20 protein-coding genes are annotated in these 19,798 nt (G+C 71.8%); 8 read left to right on the forward strand and 12 right to left on the reverse strand.

Translation table 11 applies throughout. From position 1 onward, the window contains the following. Complete coding sequence (locus FHS13_RS00110) at positions 1–720, reverse strand: NUDIX hydrolase (RefSeq protein WP_184285537.1); 720 nt, start codon at positions 718–720, stop codon at positions 1–3. Between the two features lie 115 nt (positions 721–835). Between FHS13_RS00110 and FHS13_RS00115 the strand changes: the two genes are divergently transcribed. Beyond that, entirely contained in the window at positions 836–1,651 is an 816-nt protein-coding gene (locus tag FHS13_RS00115; protein WP_246404247.1) for a hypothetical protein, read from the forward strand. 205 nt (positions 1,652–1,856) lie between these two features. Here the strand turns inward: FHS13_RS00115 and tsaD are convergent, their stop codons facing one another. The 5 genes from tsaD to alr form a co-directional block, all read right to left on the reverse strand. After that, on the reverse strand, positions 1,857–2,891 hold the full coding sequence (gene tsaD, locus FHS13_RS00120) for a tRNA (adenosine(37)-N6)-threonylcarbamoyltransferase complex transferase subunit TsaD (protein WP_184285539.1): 1,035 nt from the start codon (positions 2,889–2,891) through the stop codon (positions 1,857–1,859). After that, positions 2,888–3,328 carry a ribosomal protein S18-alanine N-acetyltransferase gene (rimI, locus tag FHS13_RS00125; protein WP_246404314.1) on the reverse strand — a complete coding sequence of 147 codons (441 nt, stop codon included), beginning with the start codon at positions 3,326–3,328 and terminating at the stop codon, positions 2,888–2,890. The genes tsaD and rimI overlap by 4 nt, the downstream gene beginning before the upstream one ends. A gap of 110 nt (positions 3,329–3,438) precedes the next feature. Continuing rightward, positions 3,439–4,116, reverse strand: coding sequence for a tRNA (adenosine(37)-N6)-threonylcarbamoyltransferase complex dimerization subunit type 1 TsaB (tsaB, locus tag FHS13_RS00130; RefSeq protein WP_184285543.1), 678 nt, complete (start codon positions 4,114–4,116; stop codon positions 3,439–3,441). 5 nt (positions 4,117–4,121) lie between these two features. Then, the gene (tsaE, locus tag FHS13_RS00135) at positions 4,122–4,640 is read right to left on the reverse strand and encodes a tRNA (adenosine(37)-N6)-threonylcarbamoyltransferase complex ATPase subunit type 1 TsaE (RefSeq protein ID WP_184285545.1); all 519 of its coding nucleotides are present in this window, start codon (positions 4,638–4,640) and stop codon (positions 4,122–4,124) included. A 171-nt stretch (positions 4,641–4,811) separates the two neighbouring features. After that, a complete protein-coding gene (gene alr / locus FHS13_RS00140; RefSeq protein WP_184285547.1) occupies positions 4,812–5,969 on the reverse strand; it encodes an alanine racemase in 1,158 nt (385 codons plus the stop codon). Between the two features lie 126 nt (positions 5,970–6,095). Here alr and FHS13_RS00145 point away from each other — a divergent pair, with 126 nt between their 5' ends. Then, complete coding sequence (locus tag FHS13_RS00145; RefSeq protein WP_184285548.1) at positions 6,096–6,635, forward strand: DUF6069 family protein; 540 nt, start codon at positions 6,096–6,098, stop codon at positions 6,633–6,635. A gap of 76 nt (positions 6,636–6,711) precedes the next feature. Here FHS13_RS00145 and FHS13_RS00150 read toward each other — a convergent pair whose 3' ends face one another. Beyond that, positions 6,712–7,890, reverse strand: coding sequence for an ROK family transcriptional regulator (locus FHS13_RS00150; protein ID WP_420220808.1), 1,179 nt, complete (start codon positions 7,888–7,890; stop codon positions 6,712–6,714). A 216-nt stretch (positions 7,891–8,106) separates the two neighbouring features. Between FHS13_RS00150 and FHS13_RS00155 the strand changes: the two genes are divergently transcribed. Continuing rightward, complete coding sequence (locus FHS13_RS00155; protein WP_184285550.1) at positions 8,107–8,772, forward strand: hypothetical protein; 666 nt, start codon at positions 8,107–8,109, stop codon at positions 8,770–8,772. A gap of 6 nt (positions 8,773–8,778) precedes the next feature. Here FHS13_RS00155 and FHS13_RS00160 read toward each other — a convergent pair whose 3' ends face one another. The 3 genes from FHS13_RS00160 to FHS13_RS00170 form a co-directional block, all read right to left on the reverse strand. Then, positions 8,779–9,021, reverse strand: a complete 243-nt coding sequence (locus FHS13_RS00160; RefSeq protein WP_184285552.1) for a hypothetical protein — start codon at positions 9,019–9,021, stop codon at positions 8,779–8,781. Positions 9,022–9,152: 131 nt separating this feature from the next. After that, a complete protein-coding gene (locus FHS13_RS00165; protein ID WP_184286588.1) occupies positions 9,153–9,524 on the reverse strand; it encodes a hypothetical protein in 372 nt (123 codons plus the stop codon). A 98-nt stretch (positions 9,525–9,622) separates the two neighbouring features. Further along, on the reverse strand, positions 9,623–10,108 hold the full coding sequence (locus tag FHS13_RS00170; RefSeq protein ID WP_221442202.1) for a roadblock/LC7 domain-containing protein: 486 nt from the start codon (positions 10,106–10,108) through the stop codon (positions 9,623–9,625). 632 nt (positions 10,109–10,740) lie between these two features. On the opposite strand from FHS13_RS00170, the gene FHS13_RS00175 reads away from it, so the two are divergent. From FHS13_RS00175 to FHS13_RS00185, 3 genes are all read left to right on the forward strand, one after another. After that, positions 10,741–11,382, forward strand: coding sequence for a TetR/AcrR family transcriptional regulator (locus FHS13_RS00175; RefSeq protein WP_484549402.1), 642 nt, complete (start codon positions 10,741–10,743; stop codon positions 11,380–11,382). 253 nt (positions 11,383–11,635) lie between these two features. Further along, on the forward strand, positions 11,636–12,493 hold the full coding sequence (locus tag FHS13_RS00180; protein ID WP_184285556.1) for an MHYT domain-containing protein: 858 nt from the start codon (positions 11,636–11,638) through the stop codon (positions 12,491–12,493). Between the two features lie 171 nt (positions 12,494–12,664). Beyond that, entirely contained in the window at positions 12,665–13,558 is an 894-nt protein-coding gene (locus FHS13_RS00185; protein ID WP_184285558.1) for an MHYT domain-containing protein, read from the forward strand. Between the two features lie 34 nt (positions 13,559–13,592). On the opposite strand, the gene FHS13_RS00190 is transcribed toward FHS13_RS00185, so the two are convergent. Together FHS13_RS00190 and metG are read right to left on the reverse strand one after the other, a co-directional pair. Next, positions 13,593–14,522, reverse strand: a complete 930-nt coding sequence (locus FHS13_RS00190) for a TatD family hydrolase (RefSeq protein ID WP_184285560.1) — start codon at positions 14,520–14,522, stop codon at positions 13,593–13,595. 68 nt (positions 14,523–14,590) lie between these two features. Further along, positions 14,591–16,408: a methionine--tRNA ligase gene (metG, locus tag FHS13_RS00195; protein ID WP_184285562.1), complete on the reverse strand. Its 1,818-nt coding sequence runs from the start codon at positions 16,406–16,408 to the stop codon at positions 14,591–14,593. A 210-nt stretch (positions 16,409–16,618) separates the two neighbouring features. Here metG and FHS13_RS00200 point away from each other — a divergent pair, with 210 nt between their 5' ends. Together FHS13_RS00200 and secD are read left to right on the forward strand one after the other, a co-directional pair. Then, on the forward strand, positions 16,619–17,059 hold the full coding sequence (locus FHS13_RS00200; protein ID WP_184285564.1) for a hypothetical protein: 441 nt from the start codon (positions 16,619–16,621) through the stop codon (positions 17,057–17,059). A gap of 82 nt (positions 17,060–17,141) precedes the next feature. Then, entirely contained in the window at positions 17,142–19,751 is a 2,610-nt protein-coding gene (secD, locus tag FHS13_RS00205; protein WP_184285566.1) for a protein translocase subunit SecD, read from the forward strand. Positions 19,752–19,798: the final 47 nt, after the last annotated feature.

The raw sequence follows: 19,798 nt of genomic DNA on the forward strand, positions 1-19,798 counted from the left end.
CTACCGCCTCTCCGGCTCTCCCGAGCGCAGCAGGGGCGGGTACAGCACCTGGGCCCGGCCCGCCCGGTACAGCGCCGCCGGCCGGCCTGCCTCCGCCGTGCGGCGCTCCCCCGTGGGTTCCACGAACCCCTCCGTACGGGTGACCTTGCGGCGGAAGTTGCTGGGATCGAGTGTGGTTCCCCAGATCACCTCGTAGACCCGCCGCAGGTCACTGACGGTGAAGGGTTCACGGCAGAAGCTCGTCGCCACCGTCGTGTACTCCAGTTTCGTGCGGGCCTCCTCCACCGCGTCGCGCAGGATCTCGGCGTGGTCGAAGGCCAGTTCCGCGTCCAGGGCCTCGTCCACCGGTACCCATTCGGCGTGGGCGGCGTCGGTGCCCGCGACCGGGGTCGGCAGGTCGGGGCCCAGTGCCAGGTAGGCGACCGTGACCACCCTTCCGCGCGGATCGCGCCCGGGGGTCCCGTAGGCGCGCAGCTGGGCCAGGTGCAGGGCGCGCCCGTCCAGACCGGTCTCCTCTCGCAGCTCGCGCAGCGCGGCCGCATCGAGGCCCTCCTCGGGCCGCACGTATCCGCCCGGGAGCGCATAGGCACCGAGGTGGGGCTCCTTGCCCCTCCGGATGAGGAGCACTCGCAGAGCGCCTTCACGCACGGTGAGGATCACCAGGTCGACCGTCGCGGAGACCGGAAACCGGGGAATGGTGGGCGGAGCGCTCTCGATCATCCCACCAATCTACTAAAAGTCCCCTTGACCAAAACCCGGAGCGCCACTTATGGTCACAGTGACTTGAAAGCCTCCTGGATGCCAGGTCGCAAGCGGCGCGCACGGGGAGTACACGTTGACGGAATTCATGCTCGGGGTGACCAGCTCGCTCGCGGCCACCGCTGCCACCGTCGGGCTGGGGTGGCTGACCTCCTGGCGGATCCGCCGGCGGCTCCTCGTCGCGCTGTCACGGCTCACCGGACTCGGAGTCCTGCGGATCCACCGGCACCAGGACGACGCGCGAGGCGATCTCGCCGAGGAGCTGAAGCGAGCGCGCTGGCTGCGCGTCATGGTCGGGCGGGGGAACGAGCTCACCCGGGACGGCTTCGTGCCGGTGTGGTCCGGAGAAGGGCGGTCTCCGGACTCCGTCCGGATCCTGCTGCCCGACCCCCGCACCTCCGAGGAGGGCAGGTCCTGGCTGGAGCGGCGCGAACGCGAGCTCCTGGCGGCGGACCCCGGCTTCCACAGGGGGCTGCTGCGCGAGCAGGTGCTCGCCAACTTCCACTACCTCGCCGAGGCGACGAAGGGCAGCAGCGGCACCGAGATCAGGTTCTACGACCTGCCGAACCTGTACCGGATCATCGCCACCGACAACACCGTTTTCCTCACGCTCTACCGAAACGGCGCACACGGGCGCCACTCCCCGTGTATCGTCGCGCACCGATCCAGTCGGCTGTACGACTTCGCCCTGCGGATCTTCGCCACGGCATGGGAATCGGGCCGGACCCCCGACCAGGCCGACCTTCTCCCGCACCGAGGACTCCCCCGCATCGGGTCCGAGGATCACCGAGGCGGCTCCGACCACCCGTTTCCTCCTCTTTCCCCGCGTTCTGCGTCTCCGTCCCCGGTCCCGGGGAACACCGGCGCTCCAGCCTCCGAGGACCAGCCATGATCGAACCCAGGGCTGCACCGAACCCCGGGAACACTCCTCCCGCCGCCCCCGGCATCCGCAGAGGCGGGACTGCCCCGGTACGACGTCGGGATCGCCGGCTGCGTCTTCCCCCGCCGGTTCGCCCCGGAGGGCCGAGCCCCTCCCGCGGAGAGGCCCTGCGGTCGTGCGCGTGCACGGCCGCAGGGCCTCCGGCATCCTCCGGGCACTACCTCGCCAGGGGGGACTCCACCGGGAGGGAGGTGTCGGTGGCCAGGTCCAGGGACGACGGGGGCAGGCCCGCGGCCACGACCTCGGCACCCAGGGCGGCGATCATGGCGCCGTTGTCGGTGCACAGCTTGGGCCGGGGCACCCGCAGCTCCACACCCGCCTCGCGGCAGCGCTGCTCGGCCCGGGCGCGCAGCGCCGAGTTGGCCGCCACGCCCCCGCTGATCACGAGCGTGCCCACGCCGTGCTCCACGCAGGCGTCGACCGCCTTGCGGGTGAGCACGTCCACCACCGAGTCCTGGAAGGCGGCGGCGATGTCGGCGACCACCAGCGGTTCGCCGCGGCGGTCGGCGTCCTCCACGTGGCGGGCCACGGCGGTCTTCAGGCCCGAGAACGAGAAGTCGTAGGTGCCGTCCCCCCACTTGCCGCGCGGGAAGCGGACCGACTTCGGGTCGCCCTTCTGCGCCTCCCGGTCGATGGGCGGGCCGCCCGGGTAGGGCAGGTCGAGCAGGCGGGCCACCTTGTCGTAGGCCTCGCCCGCGGCGTCGTCCACCGTGTCGCCGAGCGAGACCACGTCGGTGGCCAGGTCGTTGACCAGCAGCAGCGACGTGTGTCCGCCCGAGACCAGCAGCGCGATGGCCGGTTTGGGCAGCGGTCCGTGCTCGAGCTGGTCGACGGCCACGTGCCCCACGAGGTGGTTGACGCCGTACAGCGGCTTGTCCAGCGCCATCGCGTAGGCCTTGGCCGCGGACACGCCGACGAGCAGGGCGCCCGCCAGGCCGGGGCCGGCGGTGACGGCGATCGCGTCGACGTCGGACAGCTTCACCCCTGCGGCGTCCAGGGCCCTGCGCACGGTCGGGGTCATCGCCTCCAGGTGGGCGCGGCTGGCCACCTCGGGCACGACCCCGCCGAAGCGGACGTGCTGGTCGACGCTGGAGGCCACGGACTCGCCGAGCAGTTCGCAGCCCCGGACGAGACCGACACCGGTCTCGTCGCAGGACGTCTCGATCCCCAGGATCAGCGGCAGGTCGCTCATGGCTTCCGGTTTCCTTCCTGCCGGGCGACACGACGCATCACGATGGCGTCCGCCCCGTTGTAGTAGCCGCGCCGGACGCCGATCTGCTCGAAGCCGAACCGGTCGTAGAGCTTCTGGGCGCGGGGGTTGTCCGCGCGCACTTCGAGGAACATGTCGGTGACGCCCCGGAGCGCGGCCTGGTCGAGGAGTTCGGTGAGCAGGGCGCCGCCCACGCCCCGGCCCCACACCTGTTCGGAGACGGCCATGGTCTGCACGTCTCCCTCGGGCGGGACGAACCGCAGCCCGGCGTATCCCACGACCGCGCCGTCCGCCTCGGCGACGACGTAGTGGCGGGTGGGCTCGGCGAGCTCGCCGCGGAGCATGCCCTCGGTCCAGGCGTCGTGCGGGAACAGGACGCGTTCGAGGGCCAGGACGGCGTCGGTGTCGCCGTCGGTCATCTCGCGCAGGCGCACGCCCGGGGGCGGGGACACGCGGACCCGTTCGAGGTCGGGCTCGGTCCTCGGCGCGCGGTCGTCCCCGAAGCCGAAACCGACTCCGCTCCCCGGCCTCACCTCACCCATTGGCGGACCTTCTTGGGCGCGCCCGGGACCACGGCGTCGGGGCGGCGCAGGTAGAGGGGGCTCGGTTCGGGCAGCTTCTCCCCGCGGTGCAGCCGCAGCAGGGCGAGCTCGGCCAGGGCGGCGGCGTCGGGGTACAGCGGTTGGGGCGCGGAGGCGGTGTCGCCGAGCACCTCGGCGTACATGCGCGCACCGTCACCGATCAGCGGCAGGCCCCCGGTGTCGATCTCGGCGGGGCGGTCGACGGCGATCTCGCCCACGCGGGTGAGGTGGTCGTCGTAGCGGGCCCAGAACACCTCCTTGCGGCGGGCGTCGGTCATGGCCACGAACGGCTGCGTGCGCCGGGTGCCGAAGGCGAGCGCGTCCAGGGTCGTGACGCCGTGGCAGGGGATGCCGAGCGCGTCGGCGAGGGCGTGGGCGGTGGACAGCCCCACGCGCAGGCCGGTGTAGGGACCGGGGCCGATGCCGACGGCCACGGCGTCGAGGTCGGACAGGTCGATCCCCGCCACCCGGGTGAGGGTGCGGATGGTGGGGCTGAGCAGCTCCCCGTGGCGGCGGGCGTCGACGAGGGAGGCGTTCGCCCTCATGGTGAAGACGCCGTCGCCGGAGCTCTCTCCGATGGCGGCGGTGACCGCCGGGGTGGCGGTGTCGAAGGCCAGAAGCAGCACTGGGGCTATCCCTCTCCGTTCCCGGCGGTCCGGTCGGCGCCGCCGGGCAGTTCCACTCCGTCCCACCGGGCGCCGACGGGGCGCAGGTGGACGGTGCGGGTGTCGTCGGGGTGGCGTTCGATCCGGATCTCCAGCCGGTCGTCGGACAACCCCTCGGCGACGTCCTCCCCCCACTCGACGACGGTGACGGACTCGGGCAGGGTCATGTCGAGGTCGATGTCGTCGATCTCGTCGGGACCGCCGAGGCGGTAGGCGTCCACGTGCACGAGGGCGGGTCCGCCCACCAGGGAGGGGTGGATGCGGGAGATGACGAAGGTCGGGGAGGTGATGGAGCCGCGCACGCCCAGTCCCGCGCCGAGCCCCTGGGTGAAGGTGGTCTTGCCCGCTCCGAGGGGGCCGGAGAGGATCAGCACGTCGCCGGCCCTGGTGAGGGCCGCGATGTCGCGGCCGAGAGAGCGCATGGCCCTGTCGGTCTCCGCACGGACGGTGGACGCAGCTTCGGTGGTGGCTGTCGCGTCTGTCATCGGACTCGCTGCTCGTGTCGGTCGTGGGTGGGTCGGGCGGTGCCGGGTGCCGGTTCGCGGTGTACGTGCCCCGCCTCTCGATCCAGGTTAGGTCGGCCGGAGGACCGGCGGGACCGGTTGTGGAAAACGCCGGGGGCGGCGTCCGCAGCGGCCGCGGGCCGGGTCCCGCCGTCACATCGGCGGCGTCTCCGGCCGGCCCGCCGGGGCGCCGCCGACGTACTCGCGCGGGACGCGTACGCCCACGCGGGTGACGATCTCGTACGGGATGGTGTCCAGGACCTCGGCCCAGTCCTCGGCCGTGGCGGCGCCCGGGTACTCGCCCGGGTCGCCGAACAACACCGCGTACTCTCCGGCCTCCACCGCGTCGTCGCCGACGTCCACGACGAACTGGTCCATGCAGACCGTTCCCGCGATGGTGCGCCGCCGGCCGCCGAGGAGCACGGGGCCCTTGTTGGTGGCGGCCCGGGGGACGCCGTCGGCGTATCCGAGCGGGATCAGGGCCAGCGTGGTCTCCCGGTCGGTGCGGTACCGGTGCCCGTAGGAGACGCCGCTGCCCTCGGGGACGCGCTTGGTGAGTGCCACACGCGACCGCAGGGTCATCGCGGGCCGCAATCCGGACACGCTGTAACCGGGAATCGGGTTGATTCCGTAAGTGGCGATTCCGGCCCGGACCAGATCGAATCTCGCCTCGGGGAGTGTGAGGAGCGCCGCGGAATTGCTGATGTGGCGCACCTCGGGGTCCAGGCCCGCCTTGTCGGCGAGCTCCAGTGCTTCGTGGAACACCGAGAGCTGGGATCCGATGGAGGGGTGCCCGGGCTCGTCCGCGCAGGCGAAGTGCGAGAAGACCCCGATCACCCGCAGGACGCCGGCGTCCTGCAGCCGGGCGGCCTCCTCCACCAGCGCGGGCCACGCGGAGAAGGCCACGCCACCGCGGTTGAGGCCGGTGTCGGTCTTGAGGTGCACGCGCGCGGTCCGGCCCAGGCGGCGGGCCTCGCCGGCGATCACCTCCAGCAGCGCGGGGTCGCTCACCCCCAGATCGATCCCGGCGGCGATCGCCGATCCCACGGGCTCGCCCGGCGGGACGATCCAGGCCAGGAGCGGCAGGTCGATGCCGGCCGCGCGCAGTCCGAGGGCCTCTTTGATCAGCGCGGTCCCGAGCCACGAGGCGCCGCCCGCGGCCAGGGCGCGCGCGGCGGGAACCATGCCGTGCCCGTAGCCGTCGGCCTTGACCACCCCCATGAGGGGGGTGCCGTCCGCGTGCTCACGGAGCAGACGGGCGTTGTCGGTGATCGCGTCCAGGTCGACGCGGGCGTGCGCGAAGTGTGGCATGGCTCCAGTGTTTCACGTGCTGGTTACCGTCCCGGGGCTTCGGGTATGTGGCCTACGACCGAGTCCAGACGTATCCGTACGTTTACGTACAGCGACTGTTCTCGAGTCATATCTGGAGGTATCGGCATGAACGAGATCGGTAGAGAACGTCCTGTCAACGCGGTACGTCTGTGGTCGGGAGGCCTGGCGACCGCGGTGGTGGCGGCGCTGGTGATCCTGGTCGGCACCCTCCTCATGAGGGGCGCCCTGGGCATCCCGGTGCTCGCCCCCGAGGAGGCGGGCTACCTCGGCGACGCCGGAACCGTCGTGTACGCGCTGATGGCAGCGGTGGCGGCGCTGCTGGCCACGGGTCTGATGCACCTGCTGCTGCTCACCACCCCCAGGGCGCGCACCTTCTTCGGATGGATGATCGGACTTGTCACCGCGGTCGCGGTGGTGACCCCGTTCACGCAGGGGGCCGAGGTCGCGAGCCAGTTCGCCACGGCCTTCGTCAACCTCGCCGCGGGTGCGGCCATCGGACTGCTTCTGCGCAGCGTGTCGGCCACGGCCGTCGGCGGCTCCGGCGAACCGGCCGTCCGCGAGGGCGAGCGCCCCGCTCTGCGCTCGGAGGGCATCCTGCCCGAGGTGAGCCGGACCGAGTTCCGCGACGAGCGGCCCGGGCTGTGACGGCGCGGCGGCGCCGGGGGCGGTCCTTGGGCGGTCGCGGAGGGGGCGGGACCGCGGGGTCCCGCCTCCTCGTGCGTCATGGCGGACCCGCGACCAGGCTGTCGGCGTGCTCGGGGCTCAGGCGGTGCTCCACGACCATGACGGCCGCCCCGACGGCCCCCGCGTTCTCCCCCGCCGAGGAGCGGGCGATGCCCAGGCGCTCGGTGGCCAGGGGCACGGCGCGCTGGTAGACCATCTCGCGCACGCCCGCGAGGAGGTGGTCCCCGGCCAGGGCGAGGGCGCCTCCGAGGACGAGGACCGAGGGGTTGAACATGTTGACCGCTCCCGCCAGGACCTCTCCGATGTCGCGTCCGGCCTGGCGCAGCGCGTGCAGCGCGGGGGCCGAGCCGCTCCGGGCCAGGTCGGCCACGTCGCGCACACCCGAGGCCGGAACGCCCCGGGCGGTGAGCGCCGCGGCCAGCGCCGTTCCTCCGGCCACCGCCTCCAGGCATCCGGTCTGCCCGCACCGGCACGGGAGGCCCGCGGCCGCGGAGACGCGGATGTGCCCCATGTCGCCCGCGGCGCCCTGGGCGCCGCGGTAGACCCGGCCTTCGCTGACGATGCCGCAGCCGATACCGGTGGCGGCCTTGACGAACATCAGGTGGCTGGCGGAGGGCCAGGCGGTGCGGTGCTCGCCGAGCGCCATGACGTTGACGTCGTTGTCCACCAGCACGGGGACGCCGAGGCGGTCGCGGACGCGGGTGGAGACGTCGAACCCGTCCCAGCCGGGCATGATCGCCGGACTCACCGCGCGCCCGGTGCTGTGCTGCACCGGTCCGGGCAGGCCGATGCCCATGCCGAGCAGTTCGCCGCGGTCGCGGCCGGCGCCGCGCAGCAGTTCCAGACCGCGTTCGGTCACCCAGTCGAGCACCTTCTCGGCACCGAGCGCGATGTCGAGGTCGGCGCGCTCCTCCGCCAGGATCCGCGCGGACATGTCGGTGAGGGCGAGGCGGACGTGGGTGGCCCCCAGGGCGGCGCCGAGGGCGACCCGCGATCCGGGGCGGAAGGAGAACACCGTGGGCGGCCTGCCTCCGGCGGGGGCGGCCTCGCCCGACGGCCCGACGAGGCCGCCGGCCAGCAGGGCGTCCACCCGGTGGGTGACGGTCGTCCGGGACATCCCGGTGACGGCGGCCAGCTCCGAGCGGGTCCGCGGACGTCCGTCGCGCAGGATCCGCAGGAGGTCGCCCGCACCGGGAACGCTGCGCTGCTCGGTCACGGCCGTGCCCCCGCGCCGGTGAGTGGGTCTTCCGTCATGGGGGACAGTGAAGCACAAAGCATGACAAACACACACTGTTTCCGGAAGGCCCTCTGGCCAACGGGGCGGCAGCCGCCGACAATACCCGCAGCACCCTTCCGTACCCGCTCTGTGCCGTGCTCGCCGGGTAAGCGTCGACACGGGTCGGGACGACTCCCACCGCTAGGAGACGTCACGATGCCCGAGAACCGGCCCCCCGCGTCCCCCCGGGACGCGGGCCGCTCCGCCGTGCCCGAGACCGCCGGCCCCGCCACCTGGTGGATCACCCTCGCGTCGGTCGTGGTGACCGCCGCGGCGATCGTCCTCGTCCAGGTCCGGGCGGCCCCCGCCGAGGTCTCCGCCCACGGAGAGGTGGGTGCGCTGGCGCAACATGCGCAGGCCGCCCACGAGGAGCTCGCCCCCGTCCTGGAGGACATGGAGGAGTTCCTGCCCCCGGACGGCTCGCATCCCCCGCTGGACATGACCGAGCCGTCGCGTGTGCACGGGTGGCGGACGGCCGTCCAGGACGCGGGCGGCCACCTCGGCCGGGCCCCGGAGGGCGGAGCCGGGTACGCGGTCGCCCGCGAGGGGCTCGCCGGGGCGGTGGACCTGCTCGCACTGTGCGTGGAGACCTATGCCGGAGCCGCGGCGCTCGAGGACCCCGACGCGCGCATGGACACGCTGCACCTGGCCATGGACCTGCGCGACCAGGCGGTCCGGTCGTGGTCGCTGGGGGCCACCCAGCTCGACCTGCTCGACACCGGGGCCGGGCGGCCGGGCCTGCACCTGCCCGGCGGCGCCGCGGTCGGCACCGCCGGCGGCGAGGAGCCGGACAGCACCGGAGGCGGGCACAGCGGGCACTGAGGCCGGTCACATCATGGGGGCGATGACCACTCGGTAGCGGCCGCCGGGGGTGTGCACGTCGTGGCGGAAGTCGTTGATCCGGTTGACCGAGCTCTGCACCCGTCTGCCGCTGAAGGCCCCCGCGTCGGCCGCGGGCAGACGTTCCAGGACGGTGCGCACGGCCTCGTCGACGGACATGGCGGTGGCCCTGTGCTCCGGGGTGATGCGCAGTCCGTCGTCCGTGAGGCGGCTGATGGCGATCCGGAACATACCGGCTTCTCCTTGAGGGGAGCGAGGGGAGTTCGGGGGAGGCGGGGTACCCGCCATTGTCCCCCATCCCTCCACCGCTGGGAACCACTCCCGCGAGGTGTCCCGGCGCCTCTCGCTCCCCGCACCGAACGTCAGACCTCCAGGCCGGACTCGATGTTCTTGAGGCGGTGCCGGGCCAGGGCGAGGTTGCCCCGGTTGCGGTCCAGGGCGAGGTAGAGGAAGAGTCCCTGGCCCTTGCGGCTGGTGAGGGGCCGGATGATGTGGTACTGCCCCGACAGCGTGATGAGGATGTCCTCGATCGCGTCGTTGAGCCCGAGCTGGTCCATCGTGCGCATCTTGGCCCGGACCACCTCGGTGTTCCCCGCCGCCGCGACGGTGAGGTCGAGGCTGTTGGTGGAGGCGAGGGTGCCCAGGGCCATCCCGCTGCTGTAGTCGACGACCGCGGCGCCGATGGCACCCTCGATCTCCATCATTTCCTTGAGGCCGGTCTCGATGTTCGGCATGTCCTTCTCTCTCCATTGGGTGGAACGGCGCAGCATCCCCCGGTCGGCCATCCAGCGGCGGAGCTCGCGTACGCGGCGGCGCGGGGGCGTTCCGCCGCTCACGCGACCACCGCTCCGGCTGTTCCGGGGCGGTCGGGCAGGGCGTGCAGCGCGGTGAGGACGCGCTCCAGCACTCTCCGGTCCACGCCCCCCGCTCTCCCCCGGGGCCCGGGCCGGCTCCGGGGGAGCCCGCGCCGGGGCTGCGGTACCTGCGCGGTACGCGCCAGTCCGCGCAGGCGGACCAGGGCGAAGCCGAGGTTGCCCTCGTCCCGCATCATCCGCACCCCCATACAGAGGTCGGATCCGGCGAGGACGGCCAGCAGCACGTGGTGGTCGGGACCGGTGACGACCACGTCCTCCACGTCCTCGTCCGGCACGGCGCCCAGGGGTCCTCCGTGGACGGCTCGGAGGAGCGCTGTCGCGTCCGCACCGCCGTCGTCCTCCCCGGACGCGCCGTCCTTGACCAGGTGGGCCAGGGTGCGGCCGCCGCGCCAGTCGACGAGGCAGACACTGCGCACCCCGGGCGTCTGGAGCATCTCCCGCATCTGCTGGTCGATGGTGCGCACGGCGGTCCTTTGCGAAGACAGGGCCGATTTCCACCGGCCCGCGGCGAATCAGACGGACAACGTCCTTATGCGGACAGACCGAGAATAGAACCCCTGGTGATGCTTCGCAGGCTTTTCGGAAATTTGTTGTGTATTGCCTGGCCGGCAAGGCGCAGAGAAAGGCCACAGAGAAAAAACTTCCAGGGAAAGAAAGAAAAATATCCCCGATCGTCTCGAATCGGATGTACGGCCACTTCCCTTGCCATATGGGATCTTCGGGCCCTAAGGCCCCCCTCTCGGAAGGTGCTTCCTCCCCAGGTCAACGACTCGGGCGCACAAGCACCCCCTCGGCGCCCGGAGAAGAAGGGGGAGGAAAAGCGGGGCCGCACAAGGGGAAAGGACTCCTGCGCCCGAAAGGGGACCTTGGCCTTCGAAAGGATTTCCGAAACGGTGTTCTGTCTCCGCCCCTCGCACCACCCGGGGAACAGCGGACACGACGAACCTTCCCGGCCCCCTGCCCCGGCCCGCCCCACCGCGGCCGGGGCACCCCCTCCCCGAACACGTAGAATGCGGTACCGACCGACCGTTCGTTGAGCAACCCCGTCCCTGACCCAGAGGTAGATTCGACCGCCGTGCCCCGATCCACCCCCACCTCCCCGACGTCCCCGACCCCGGGCAGGCGCCGCTCCGGCCGCCCCGGGCACGACGCCGACTCCGTTCTGCACGTGGCCGCCCGCGTGTTCAACGAACGCGGTTACGACGGCACGAGCATGGAGGACCTCGCCCGCGCCCTGGGCGTGACAAAGTCCGCCATCTACCACCACGTCTCCAGCAAGACCGAGCTGCTGAGCCGCTCGCTGGACCTGGCCATGGACGCCCTGTTCGAGGTCACCCGCGAGGAGGGATCGACCACGGGGCCGGCCGTCGACCGGCTGGAGCACGTCCTGCGCGGCAGTGTGCGAGTGCTGGTGGAACAGCTGCCGCACGTGACCCTGCTGCTGCGCGTACGCGGCAACACCGAGGTGGAGAAGCGCGCCCTGGCGCGCCGCCGCGAGTTCGACCACCTGGTCGCCGCCCTGGTGCGCGAGGGCATCGCGGACGGCGACATCCGGGGCGACGTCGATCCGGCGGTGGCGTCGAGGCTCCTGTTCGGCATGGTCAACTCGATCATCGAGTGGTACAAGCCCGACCGCGGGCTCGGTGGCGAGGCCGTCGCCGACACCCTGGCCCTCATCGCGTTCGAGGGCATCAGGACCGGCCCGAAACCCCGCTGAAACAGGATTTCCTCCACGGTGGAGCGACCTCCGACACAACGGTCAGGGACCTTTGCCACCAATGGCGCATGCCGTGAGAAGCGACACGTTTCCCCTGGTCACAGCGGGTAGGAGCGCTTACGGCATCGGGCTTACCGCACTTTTTCCCTCCCGTCCGCATCTTTTTCCAAGGTTTTACCCCCCTATTCGGAACACAGGGCTCTTTCTAGAATCCCCCTGCCAGCACACCAGCTTCAGCCCTGCGGACGGGACCATGATCGACCACTTCAGCCACGGCCTCATGACCCCGGTGATCGCGTACGCGGTCTCGGTCATCGGCTCCTTCATCGGCCTCACCGCCGCCACCCGGGCCCGTGCGGCGACCACGAGCGCCTCGCGCTGGATGTGGCTCGTCCTCAGCGCCGTCTGCCTGGGCGGCACCGCCGTGTGGTCCATGCACTTCATCGCCATGATGGGTTTCCGCGTCTCGGGCACGCCCATCCGCTACGACGCCGGCCTCACCATCGCCAGCGGGCTGCTCGCCATCGGGGTCATGGGCGTGGCCCTGTACCTGACCATCCGGCGCCAGACCAACATGTGGCTACTGGTCAGCGGCGGCATCGCGGGCATCGGCATCGTGTCCATGCACTACATGGGCATGGCCTCCATGAACATGCACGGCGAGATGCAGCACAACCCCCTGTTCGTCGCGGCCGCGATCGCGATCGCGCTGGCGGCGGCCACCGTGGCCCTGTGGTTCGCCTGGCGGCTGAACGGCGCCGTCGCCATCCTCGCCGCGTCCCTGCTCATGGGCGTGGCCGTCTCCGCCATGCACTACGTCGGCATGATGGGCGTCAGTGTCGAGCTGGAGGGGCACAACCACGCGCAGATGCCTCCCGGTTCGGCCTCCTCCGACCTGCTGCTGCCGCTCGTGGTGGGCCTGTTCGTCTTCCTCCTCGTCGCCAGCCTCTTCCTCATGCTGGGCGTGGACGACAACGCCGACCGGGCGCGGAAGGGGTCGGGGCGCGGGGCCGACCGCAGGACCGCCGGCGCGTCCGCGGCCGCCTCCTCCGCCGGCGACGACGGGTACACCGCCAGGCACGGTTCGGTCGACAACTGGAAGCGCCCCTAGCGACTCCGGATCCGACACGGAGCACGGAAAGCAGCAAAAGACCACAAAACTCCTGAAGGACGGCCACAAACCGCCATCGTTTTCAGGAGAACCCCTGGTCCCTGTGCCCTTTTCCTCCCTAATATCCATGACCCGCGCACATTGTGACTCAGGCCATGGAAAGTGGATCCCGTGCTTCTCGATCTCCTCGGCCAGGAGTGGCCCACCCCCGCCATCGCCTTCGCCGTCTCCGCCCTGGGTGCCTTTCTCGGCCTCTCCTTCGCCTTCCGGGCCAGAAAGGCGCCCAAGGGGTTCTTCCGCTGGCAGTGGCTGGCCCTGGCCACCCTCTCCCTCGGCGGCGTCTCCGTCTGGTCGACGCACTTCATGGCCATGATGAGCTGGTCGCCGACGGGCGTCGCCGTCCGCTACGACGAGGTGACGACCTTCGCCGTCGGCGCCGTCGCACTGGTGTCCCTCGGGATCGCGCTCACCCTCACGGTCCACCGGAGGAGCGCGCCGTGGCTGCTGCTCGGCGGGGTGGTCGGCGGCGGCGGGATCGCGGCCGCGCACCACACGGGTACGGCCGCCGTCGCCGTCCACGGCGAGCTCCAGCACGACATGGCGGCCACCGCCGCCTCGTTCGCCGTCGCGCTGGTGGCCGTCACCGCCGCCCTCTGGATCGCCGCCCACCGCCACGGCCATCTCGCCACCGCGTGCGCCTCGCTGCTCCTGGCGTTCGCCGTGAGCGCCATGCACTACACCGACATGGCGGGCGTCACCGTCGTCACGCCCGAGTACGCGCGCCGGGGCGCGCCCGAGGGCGCGGCGATCACCGACCTCCTGCTTCCCCTGATGGTCACGCTGTTCGTCTTCCTGCTCATCTGCAGCCTCTTCCTCCTGCTGGGGGTGGAGGAGAAGCGGCCCGACTACGCCCGGCGCCCCGGGCACGCCGCCCCCGTCGCACCGGACACCGCGCAGGAGGAGCAGGACCACTACGTGCCCCGGCACTCGGCCGCCCCGCTCACCACGAACACCCCGCCGCCCCGCAGGAGCCCCGCCGACGACGTGTGGACGCGCCGGCGCTGACCGGCCGGTGGCGCGGACGGACCCGCGCTGCCCGTCAGCGGTCGAAGCCGAAGGCCCTGCCCGCGTTGGCCGCGACGATCGCGGCCAGCTCGTCCTCGTCCATGCCCTTGACCTCCGCGAGGAGGCGGAGCGTGTGCGGGATCAGGTAGGGCGCGTTGGGACGGCCCCGGTACGGCTTGGGCGTGAGGAAGGGCGCGTCGGTCTCAACCAGGATCAGCTCCGGAGGAGCCGCCGCGGCCGCCTCGCGCAGCGACTCGGCGCTGGCGAACGTCACGTTCCCCGCGAAGCTCATGTAGTAGCCGAGTTCCGCGCACCGGCGGGCCATGTCGGCGTCGCCGGAGAAGCAGTGGAACACCACGCGCTCCGGCGCACCCTCGTCGGCCAGGATCCGGAACACGTCCTCGTGCGCGTCCCGGTCGTGGATCATGACGGCCTTGCCGTGGCGCTTGGCGATGGCGATGTGGCCCCGGAAGGAGTGCTCCTGCGCGAGCGCGCCCCCGGGCCCGGTGCGGAACGTGTCCATCCCGGTCTCGCCGACCGCCACGACCTGTGGCAGGGCGGCCAGCTCGTCGATGCCCTCCAGTGCCCGTGCCAGTGCCTCGGTCCCGCCCGCCTCGCGGGCCTTGCCCGCCCAGTCGGTGTCGTCGACCTCCACACCCTGTGCGCCGTCGCCGTGCACGATGCGCGGTGCCTCGTTGGGGTGCAGCGCGACCGCCGCCCACACCTTGCCCGGGTGCTCGGCGGCGACCTCGGCCGCCCACCGCGACGACGGCAGGTCCACACCCACCTGGACCAGCGGGGTCACCCCCACCGCCTCGGCCGCCGCGATGACCTCGGCCACCTCCGGTGTCTGCATGTCCATGTGGGTGTGGCTGTCGGCCACCGCGACGCGCAGCGGCCGGGGAGCCGGAGGAGGGGTCTCCTTGTTGCGCTCCCTGACCGCCGCACCGCTGCGCTTGCCCATGGGTCTTCCTCCATCGAGAGAAGCGCCGCCGGCCCGGAGGCCGGCGGCGCGGTCGTACCCGCCGTGCCTTATCCGGCGTCGGCCTCCAGGCGGGCCAGCTCCTCGTCGACCACGGACGGGTCGAGCTTGGCGAACAGGGGCTCGGGGCGGCCGAGCGGGGTGCCCACGGCAACGGGCACCGACTCCCAGCGCGCCTCGTCGCCGGCGTAGTCCCCGGTGATGACCGGGTAGTCGACCTCCTCCTCGGAGCCGCCGATGGTGTCGCGGCCGGTCTCCAGGCGGGGCATGCCGGTCCAGGTCCCCGTGCCGCCGAGCATCGCGTACACCTTGTTGGCCGACTCGGGCAGGAACGGGGTGAGCAGGGTGTTGGCGTCCTGGACCAGCTGGAGCGCCACGTGCAGCACGGTGGCCATCCGCTCGGGGTCGGTCTTCTTGAGCGCCCACGGTGCCTGGTCGGAGATGTACTTGTTGGCCTCGGCGACGGTGCGCATCGCCTCCTGGAGGGCGGCCTTGAACTGGGACCGCTCCAGGCGGGCGCCCACCGTGCCGAAGGCGGCCCGGGAGCCCTCCAGGACCCGGCGGTCCTCCTCCGTGAGCTCCCCCGCCTCGGGGATGCTGCCGATGTTCTTGGCCGCCATGGAGATGGAGCGGTTGACCAGGTTGCCCCAGGCCGCGACCAGCTCGTCGTTGTTGCGGCGCACGAACTCGGCCCAGGTGAAGTCGGTGTCCTGGGTCTCGGGGCCGGCGGCCATGATGTAGTACCGCAGCGCGTCGGCGGAGTAGCGCTCCAGGAAGTCGCGCACGTAGATCACCACGCGCCGCGAGGAGGAGAACTTGCGCCCCTCCATGGTGAGGAACTCGCTGGAGACGACCTCGCTGGGCACGTGCAGCTCGCCGAGCGGGCCCGGGTCGCCGCCGCGCTCGCCCCTGCCGGAGGCGCCCAGCAGGATGGCCGGCCAGATCACCGAGTGGAAGACGATGTTGTCCTTGCCCATGAAGTAGAACGAGCTCGTCCCCTCGCCCTGCCACCAGCGGCGCCAGGCCTCCGGGTCGCCGGTGCGGCGGGCCCACTCGATGGACGCCGACAGGTAGCCGATGACCGCGTCGAACCACACGTACAGGCGCTTGTTGGCGTTGTCGCTCCACCCCTCCAGCGGAATGGGCACGCCCCAGTCCAGGTCGCGGGTGACCGCGCGCGGCTGGAGGTCGTCCAGCAGGTTGAGCGAGAACTTGAGGACGTTGGGGCGCCAGTCGCCCTCCTTGTCCTTGAGCCACTCGCCGAGGACCCCGGCGAACGCGGGCAGGTCGAGCATGAAGTGCTCGCTGTCCACGAACTCGGGGGTCTCGCCGTTGATCCGCGACCGGGGCGAGACGAGGTCGATCGGGTCGAGCTGGTTGCCGCAGTTGTCGCACTGGTCGCCGCGGGCGCCGTCGTAGGCGCAGATCGGGCAGATGCCCTCGATGTAGCGGTCGGGCAGCGTGCGGCCGGTGGAGGGAGAGACCGCGCCCTTGGTGGTGCGGGTGAAGACGTAGCCGTTCTCGTACAGCGCGGTGAACAGCTGCTGCACCACGGCGTAGTGGTTGCCCGTCGTGGTGCGGGTGAACAGGTCGTAGGACAGGCCGAGGGCGACGAGGTCCTCGGCGATGATCCGGTTGTAGCGGTCGGCCAGTTCGCGGGCGCTCACGCCCTCCTGGTCCGCCAGGACCTGGATCGGGGTGCCGTGCTCGTCGGTGCCGCTGACCATCAGCACGTGGTTGCCCGACATTCGCTGGAACCGGGAGAAGACGTCGGAGGGCACTCCGAAGCCGGACACGTGACCGATGTGGCGCGGTCCGTTGGCGTAGGGCCAGGCGACCGCGGTCAGGATGTGACGATTCGACGACATGCCTCAAGCCTAAAGGTGCGGAGGCCCGGGCCGGAACTCGTCCCGCCGCCTGTGGAGAACCTGCTTTCCGATGCCCCGCGCGCCCGCGGCCGTTTCCGGACGGTAAGGGGACATTCCCCCGGGGTTCCCGGTGCCCGTATGCTCTGCTGGACAAGCCGTGCGCACAGTGACGCACGGGACAGCGGCATCCTCGCTTTCCGACCTGAGGCGGTGGTCACCACGGTTCTCCGTGTCCTGACCCGGCCTGCCCGGAAGCACACCAGGGCCCTGGTCACCGGCGTGGCCCTGCTGGTCGTCCTGTCCTTCCCGGTCACCACGCGCAGCGAGCCGGACCTGCCCGTGCTGCCCTCCTACGGTGTGGCCAGCGCCCCGCGGGACGCCTCCGCCGATCCCGGGGACGGAAGCGAGCGCGCCGGCCCCGCCGGCGCCGTCCGGATGTCCGTCGGCCCGCCGCCCGCCACCTGCGACCAGCGCTGGACCCTGCGGGACATGCCCGACGCGGTGCCCGTCTGCGCCCTGCGCCTGGCCTCCTGGGACCAGCCGTGGTGGCCCCTGCCGGACCCGGTTCCCGAACCGGTCCCCGAACAGGCCGCGGCGGAGGAGCTGCCGCCGACCCGCGCGCCGCCGTCCACTGCGAGGACAGGCATCTGAGAGCACCCCGGACACCCCCCGCCCCGTGGAACGGGCACGTCCGGGCCCATCCGTCATCCTTCGCAGTGAGAGGTACCACCCCTTGTCCAGTCAAACAGGAGCGGGAGCGCGCTGGACACGCGCGCTGATATCCCTGCTCGTCATCCTCGTCGCGTTCGGCGCGGCATGGTTCTTGCCACCGCGCCTGGGTCTCGACCTCAGCGGCGGCACCCAGATCGTCCTGGAGACCCGGGACGGCGACGACGGCACCCCGGCCGACGCCGAGAACACCGACAAGGTCGTCGAGGTGCTGCGCCAGCGCATCGACCGCTTCGGCGTGTCCGAGGCGACCATGTCGCGCTCGGGCGAGAACCGCATCATCGTCGAGCTGCCCGGCGTGCAGGACCCGGCCGAGATCGCGGAGATCATCGGCCAGACCGCGCAGCTGTCCTTCCACCCGGTCCTCGGCCAGGGCCAGGGCACCGGCCAGGGCGTCCAGGCCCCGGCCGACTACTCCGGCACACCCGCCGACGAGGCGCGGGCCCCGGCCGACGCCGCCGAGGAGGGCGGGGCCGAGATGAGCGACGAGGAGCTCCAGGCGCTCCTCGACAACATGGGCGGCGGCCAGCCCCAGGGCCAGGGCGGGGGCGTGACCGCGGAGAACCCCGAGGACGTCGTCATGACGCTCCCCGACGCCGACGGCACCTACCTGCAGCTCGGCGAGACCGCCATCGAGGGCGACCAGGTCTCGGGTGCCGAGGCCGTGCTCGACAGCGTCAACCGCGCCCAGTGGACGGTCAACGTCTCCTTCCGCGGCGAGGGCCGCGACCAGTGGGCCGACCTGACCGGCCAGGCGGCCTGCTACGAGCTCGGGGACCCGCGCCGCCGCGTGGCCATCGTGCTCGACAACCAGATCATCTCCGCTCCCGAGGTCAACCAGGACGTCGCCTGTGAGACCGGCATGGCGGGCGGCCAGACCACCATCACCAGCTCCACCTTCACCAACGAGAGCGCCAACGAGCTGGCCGTCCTGATCGAGGGCGGTTCGCTCCCGCTGCCGGTCACCGAGGTCCAGCGCCAGACGGTCGGCCCGACCCTGGGTGCCGAGGCCATCCAGGCCAGTGCCGTCGCCGCCCTGCTGGGCATCGCGTTCACGGCCCTGTACATCACCCTGGTCTACCGCCTGGTCGGCCTCCTGGCCTCCCTCGCGCTGGCCTTCTACACGCTGATCTCCTACGGCGCCCTGGTGGCCCTGGGGGCGACGCTCACCCTGCCCGGTCTGGCCGGCTTCGTGCTCGCCATCGGCATGGCCATCGACGCCAACGTGCTGATCTTCGAGCGCGCCCGCGAGGAGTACCAGCGCCAGAAGACCGTCTACGAGGCCAACAAGTCGGCGGGCATGAAGGACGCCGCCGAGGGCGAGAAGACCGGTGGCGCCCTGGCCCGCCGGCGCCGCAGGGCGATCCCGCCGAGCCTGGAGAAGGCCTTCGTCGAGGGCGGCAGCAAGGCGTGGAGCGCGGTGCTCGACACCAACGTCACCACGCTCATCGCCGCGGCCCTGCTGTTCTTCCTGGCCTCGGGCACCGTCCAGGGCTTCGGTGTGACGCTGAGCATCGGTACCCTCGTCTCGATGTTCTCCGCGCTGGTGATCGCGCGCGTGTTCGTCGAGTGGGCGGTCCGGCGCGCGGTGATCCGCAAGCACCCGGCCGTCAGCGGCCTGGACCGGATCGGTGCCGTCCGCACCTGGCTGGTGCGCAAGAACCCCGACCTGATGCGCTTCCGCAAGGTGAGCCTGATCGCCGCCGGTGTGATCGCCGCCGCGGCCCTGGCCGCCCCGCTGGTCCAGAACGTCAACCTGGGCGTGGAGTTCACCGGCGGCCGCGTGCTGGAGTACGAGATCACCGGCGACGAGAGCCTGTCGGTCGACGAGGCCCGCGAGATCGTCTCGCAGGTGGGCTTCCCCGGCTCCGACACCGCGGTCGTGCAGGAGTCCGGCGACGGCGACCTGTCCGTCCGCACCGGTGAGCTCTCCGACGCCGACGCGGCCGCCGTCACCGAGGCCCTCGGCGAGGCCACCGGCGGCGCGGAGGTGGTCAGCGACGAGCTGATCGGCCCGAGCATGGGCGACGAGCTGCGCAACCGCGCACTCATCGCGCTGGGCGCGGCGCTGCTCCTGCAGCTGCTCTACCTGGCGTGGCGCTTCCGCTGGTCGTTCGGTGTCGCCACCATGGCCTCGCTGGCGTTCAACGTCCTGCTGGTGATCGGCCTGTTCGTCTGGCTGGGCAAGCCGATCGACGGCGTGTTCCTCGCCGCGATCCTGAGTGTGATCGGCTTCAGCGTCAACGACACGGTGGTCGTGCTCGACCGCGTCCGCGACGAGTGGGCACGGGACGAGAAGTCCCCGTTCCAGGAGATCACCAACCAGGCGATCCTCCACACGCTGCCGCGTACGGTCAACACCGCCGTCGGCGCACTGATCATCCTGGGCTTCCTGACCTTCCTCGGCGGGTCCTCGCTCCAGGACTTCTCCATCGCCATGCTGATCGGTCTGACCACCGGCATGGTGTCGACGGTGTTCGTGGCCGCTCCGCTGGCGATCGTCCTGCAGAAGTGGGACAAGACCCCGCCTCCGCACGTGGTCAAGGAGCGCAAGGCCAAGCAGAGGATCGCCGCGAAGGCGGCGCGCGAGGCCGACGACGGCGCCGTCGTCTGACCCGGGCGGTCTCCGCGGCAGCGGTTTCCGTGCGGTGCGAAGGGCTC

Origin of the sequence: Nocardiopsis algeriensis, from assembly GCF_014203695.1 — a bacterium.
Lineage (GTDB): Bacteria > Actinomycetota > Actinomycetes > Streptosporangiales > Streptosporangiaceae > Nocardiopsis > Nocardiopsis algeriensis.

Excerpts from the sequence above, each read along its gene's own strand:
- FHS13_RS00110 (WP_184285537.1), bottom strand. The coding sequence starts at position 720 with ATGATCGAGAGCGCTCCGCCCACCATTCCCCGGTTTCCGGTCTCCGCG.
- tsaD (WP_184285539.1), bottom strand. The coding sequence starts at position 2,891 with ATGAGCGACCTGCCGCTGATCCTGGGGATCGAGACGTCCTGCGACGAG.
- rimI (WP_246404314.1), bottom strand. The coding sequence starts at position 3,328 with ATGACCGACGGCGACACCGACGCCGTCCTGGCCCTCGAACGCGTCCTG.
- tsaE (WP_184285545.1), bottom strand. The coding sequence starts at position 4,640 with ATGACAGACGCGACAGCCACCACCGAAGCTGCGTCCACCGTCCGTGCG.
- alr (WP_184285547.1), bottom strand. The coding sequence starts at position 5,969 with ATGCCACACTTCGCGCACGCCCGCGTCGACCTGGACGCGATCACCGAC.
- FHS13_RS00145 (WP_184285548.1), top strand. The coding sequence starts at position 6,096 with ATGAACGAGATCGGTAGAGAACGTCCTGTCAACGCGGTACGTCTGTGG.
- FHS13_RS00155 (WP_184285550.1), top strand. The coding sequence starts at position 8,107 with ATGCCCGAGAACCGGCCCCCCGCGTCCCCCCGGGACGCGGGCCGCTCC.
- FHS13_RS00160 (WP_184285552.1), bottom strand. The coding sequence starts at position 9,021 with ATGTTCCGGATCGCCATCAGCCGCCTCACGGACGACGGACTGCGCATC.
- FHS13_RS00165 (WP_184286588.1), bottom strand. The coding sequence starts at position 9,524 with ATGCCGAACATCGAGACCGGCCTCAAGGAAATGATGGAGATCGAGGGT.
- FHS13_RS00170 (WP_221442202.1), bottom strand. The coding sequence starts at position 10,108 with ATGCGGGAGATGCTCCAGACGCCCGGGGTGCGCAGTGTCTGCCTCGTC.
- FHS13_RS00180 (WP_184285556.1), top strand. The coding sequence starts at position 11,636 with ATGATCGACCACTTCAGCCACGGCCTCATGACCCCGGTGATCGCGTAC.
- FHS13_RS00190 (WP_184285560.1), bottom strand. The coding sequence starts at position 14,522 with ATGGGCAAGCGCAGCGGTGCGGCGGTCAGGGAGCGCAACAAGGAGACC.
- metG (WP_184285562.1), bottom strand. The coding sequence starts at position 16,408 with ATGTCGTCGAATCGTCACATCCTGACCGCGGTCGCCTGGCCCTACGCC.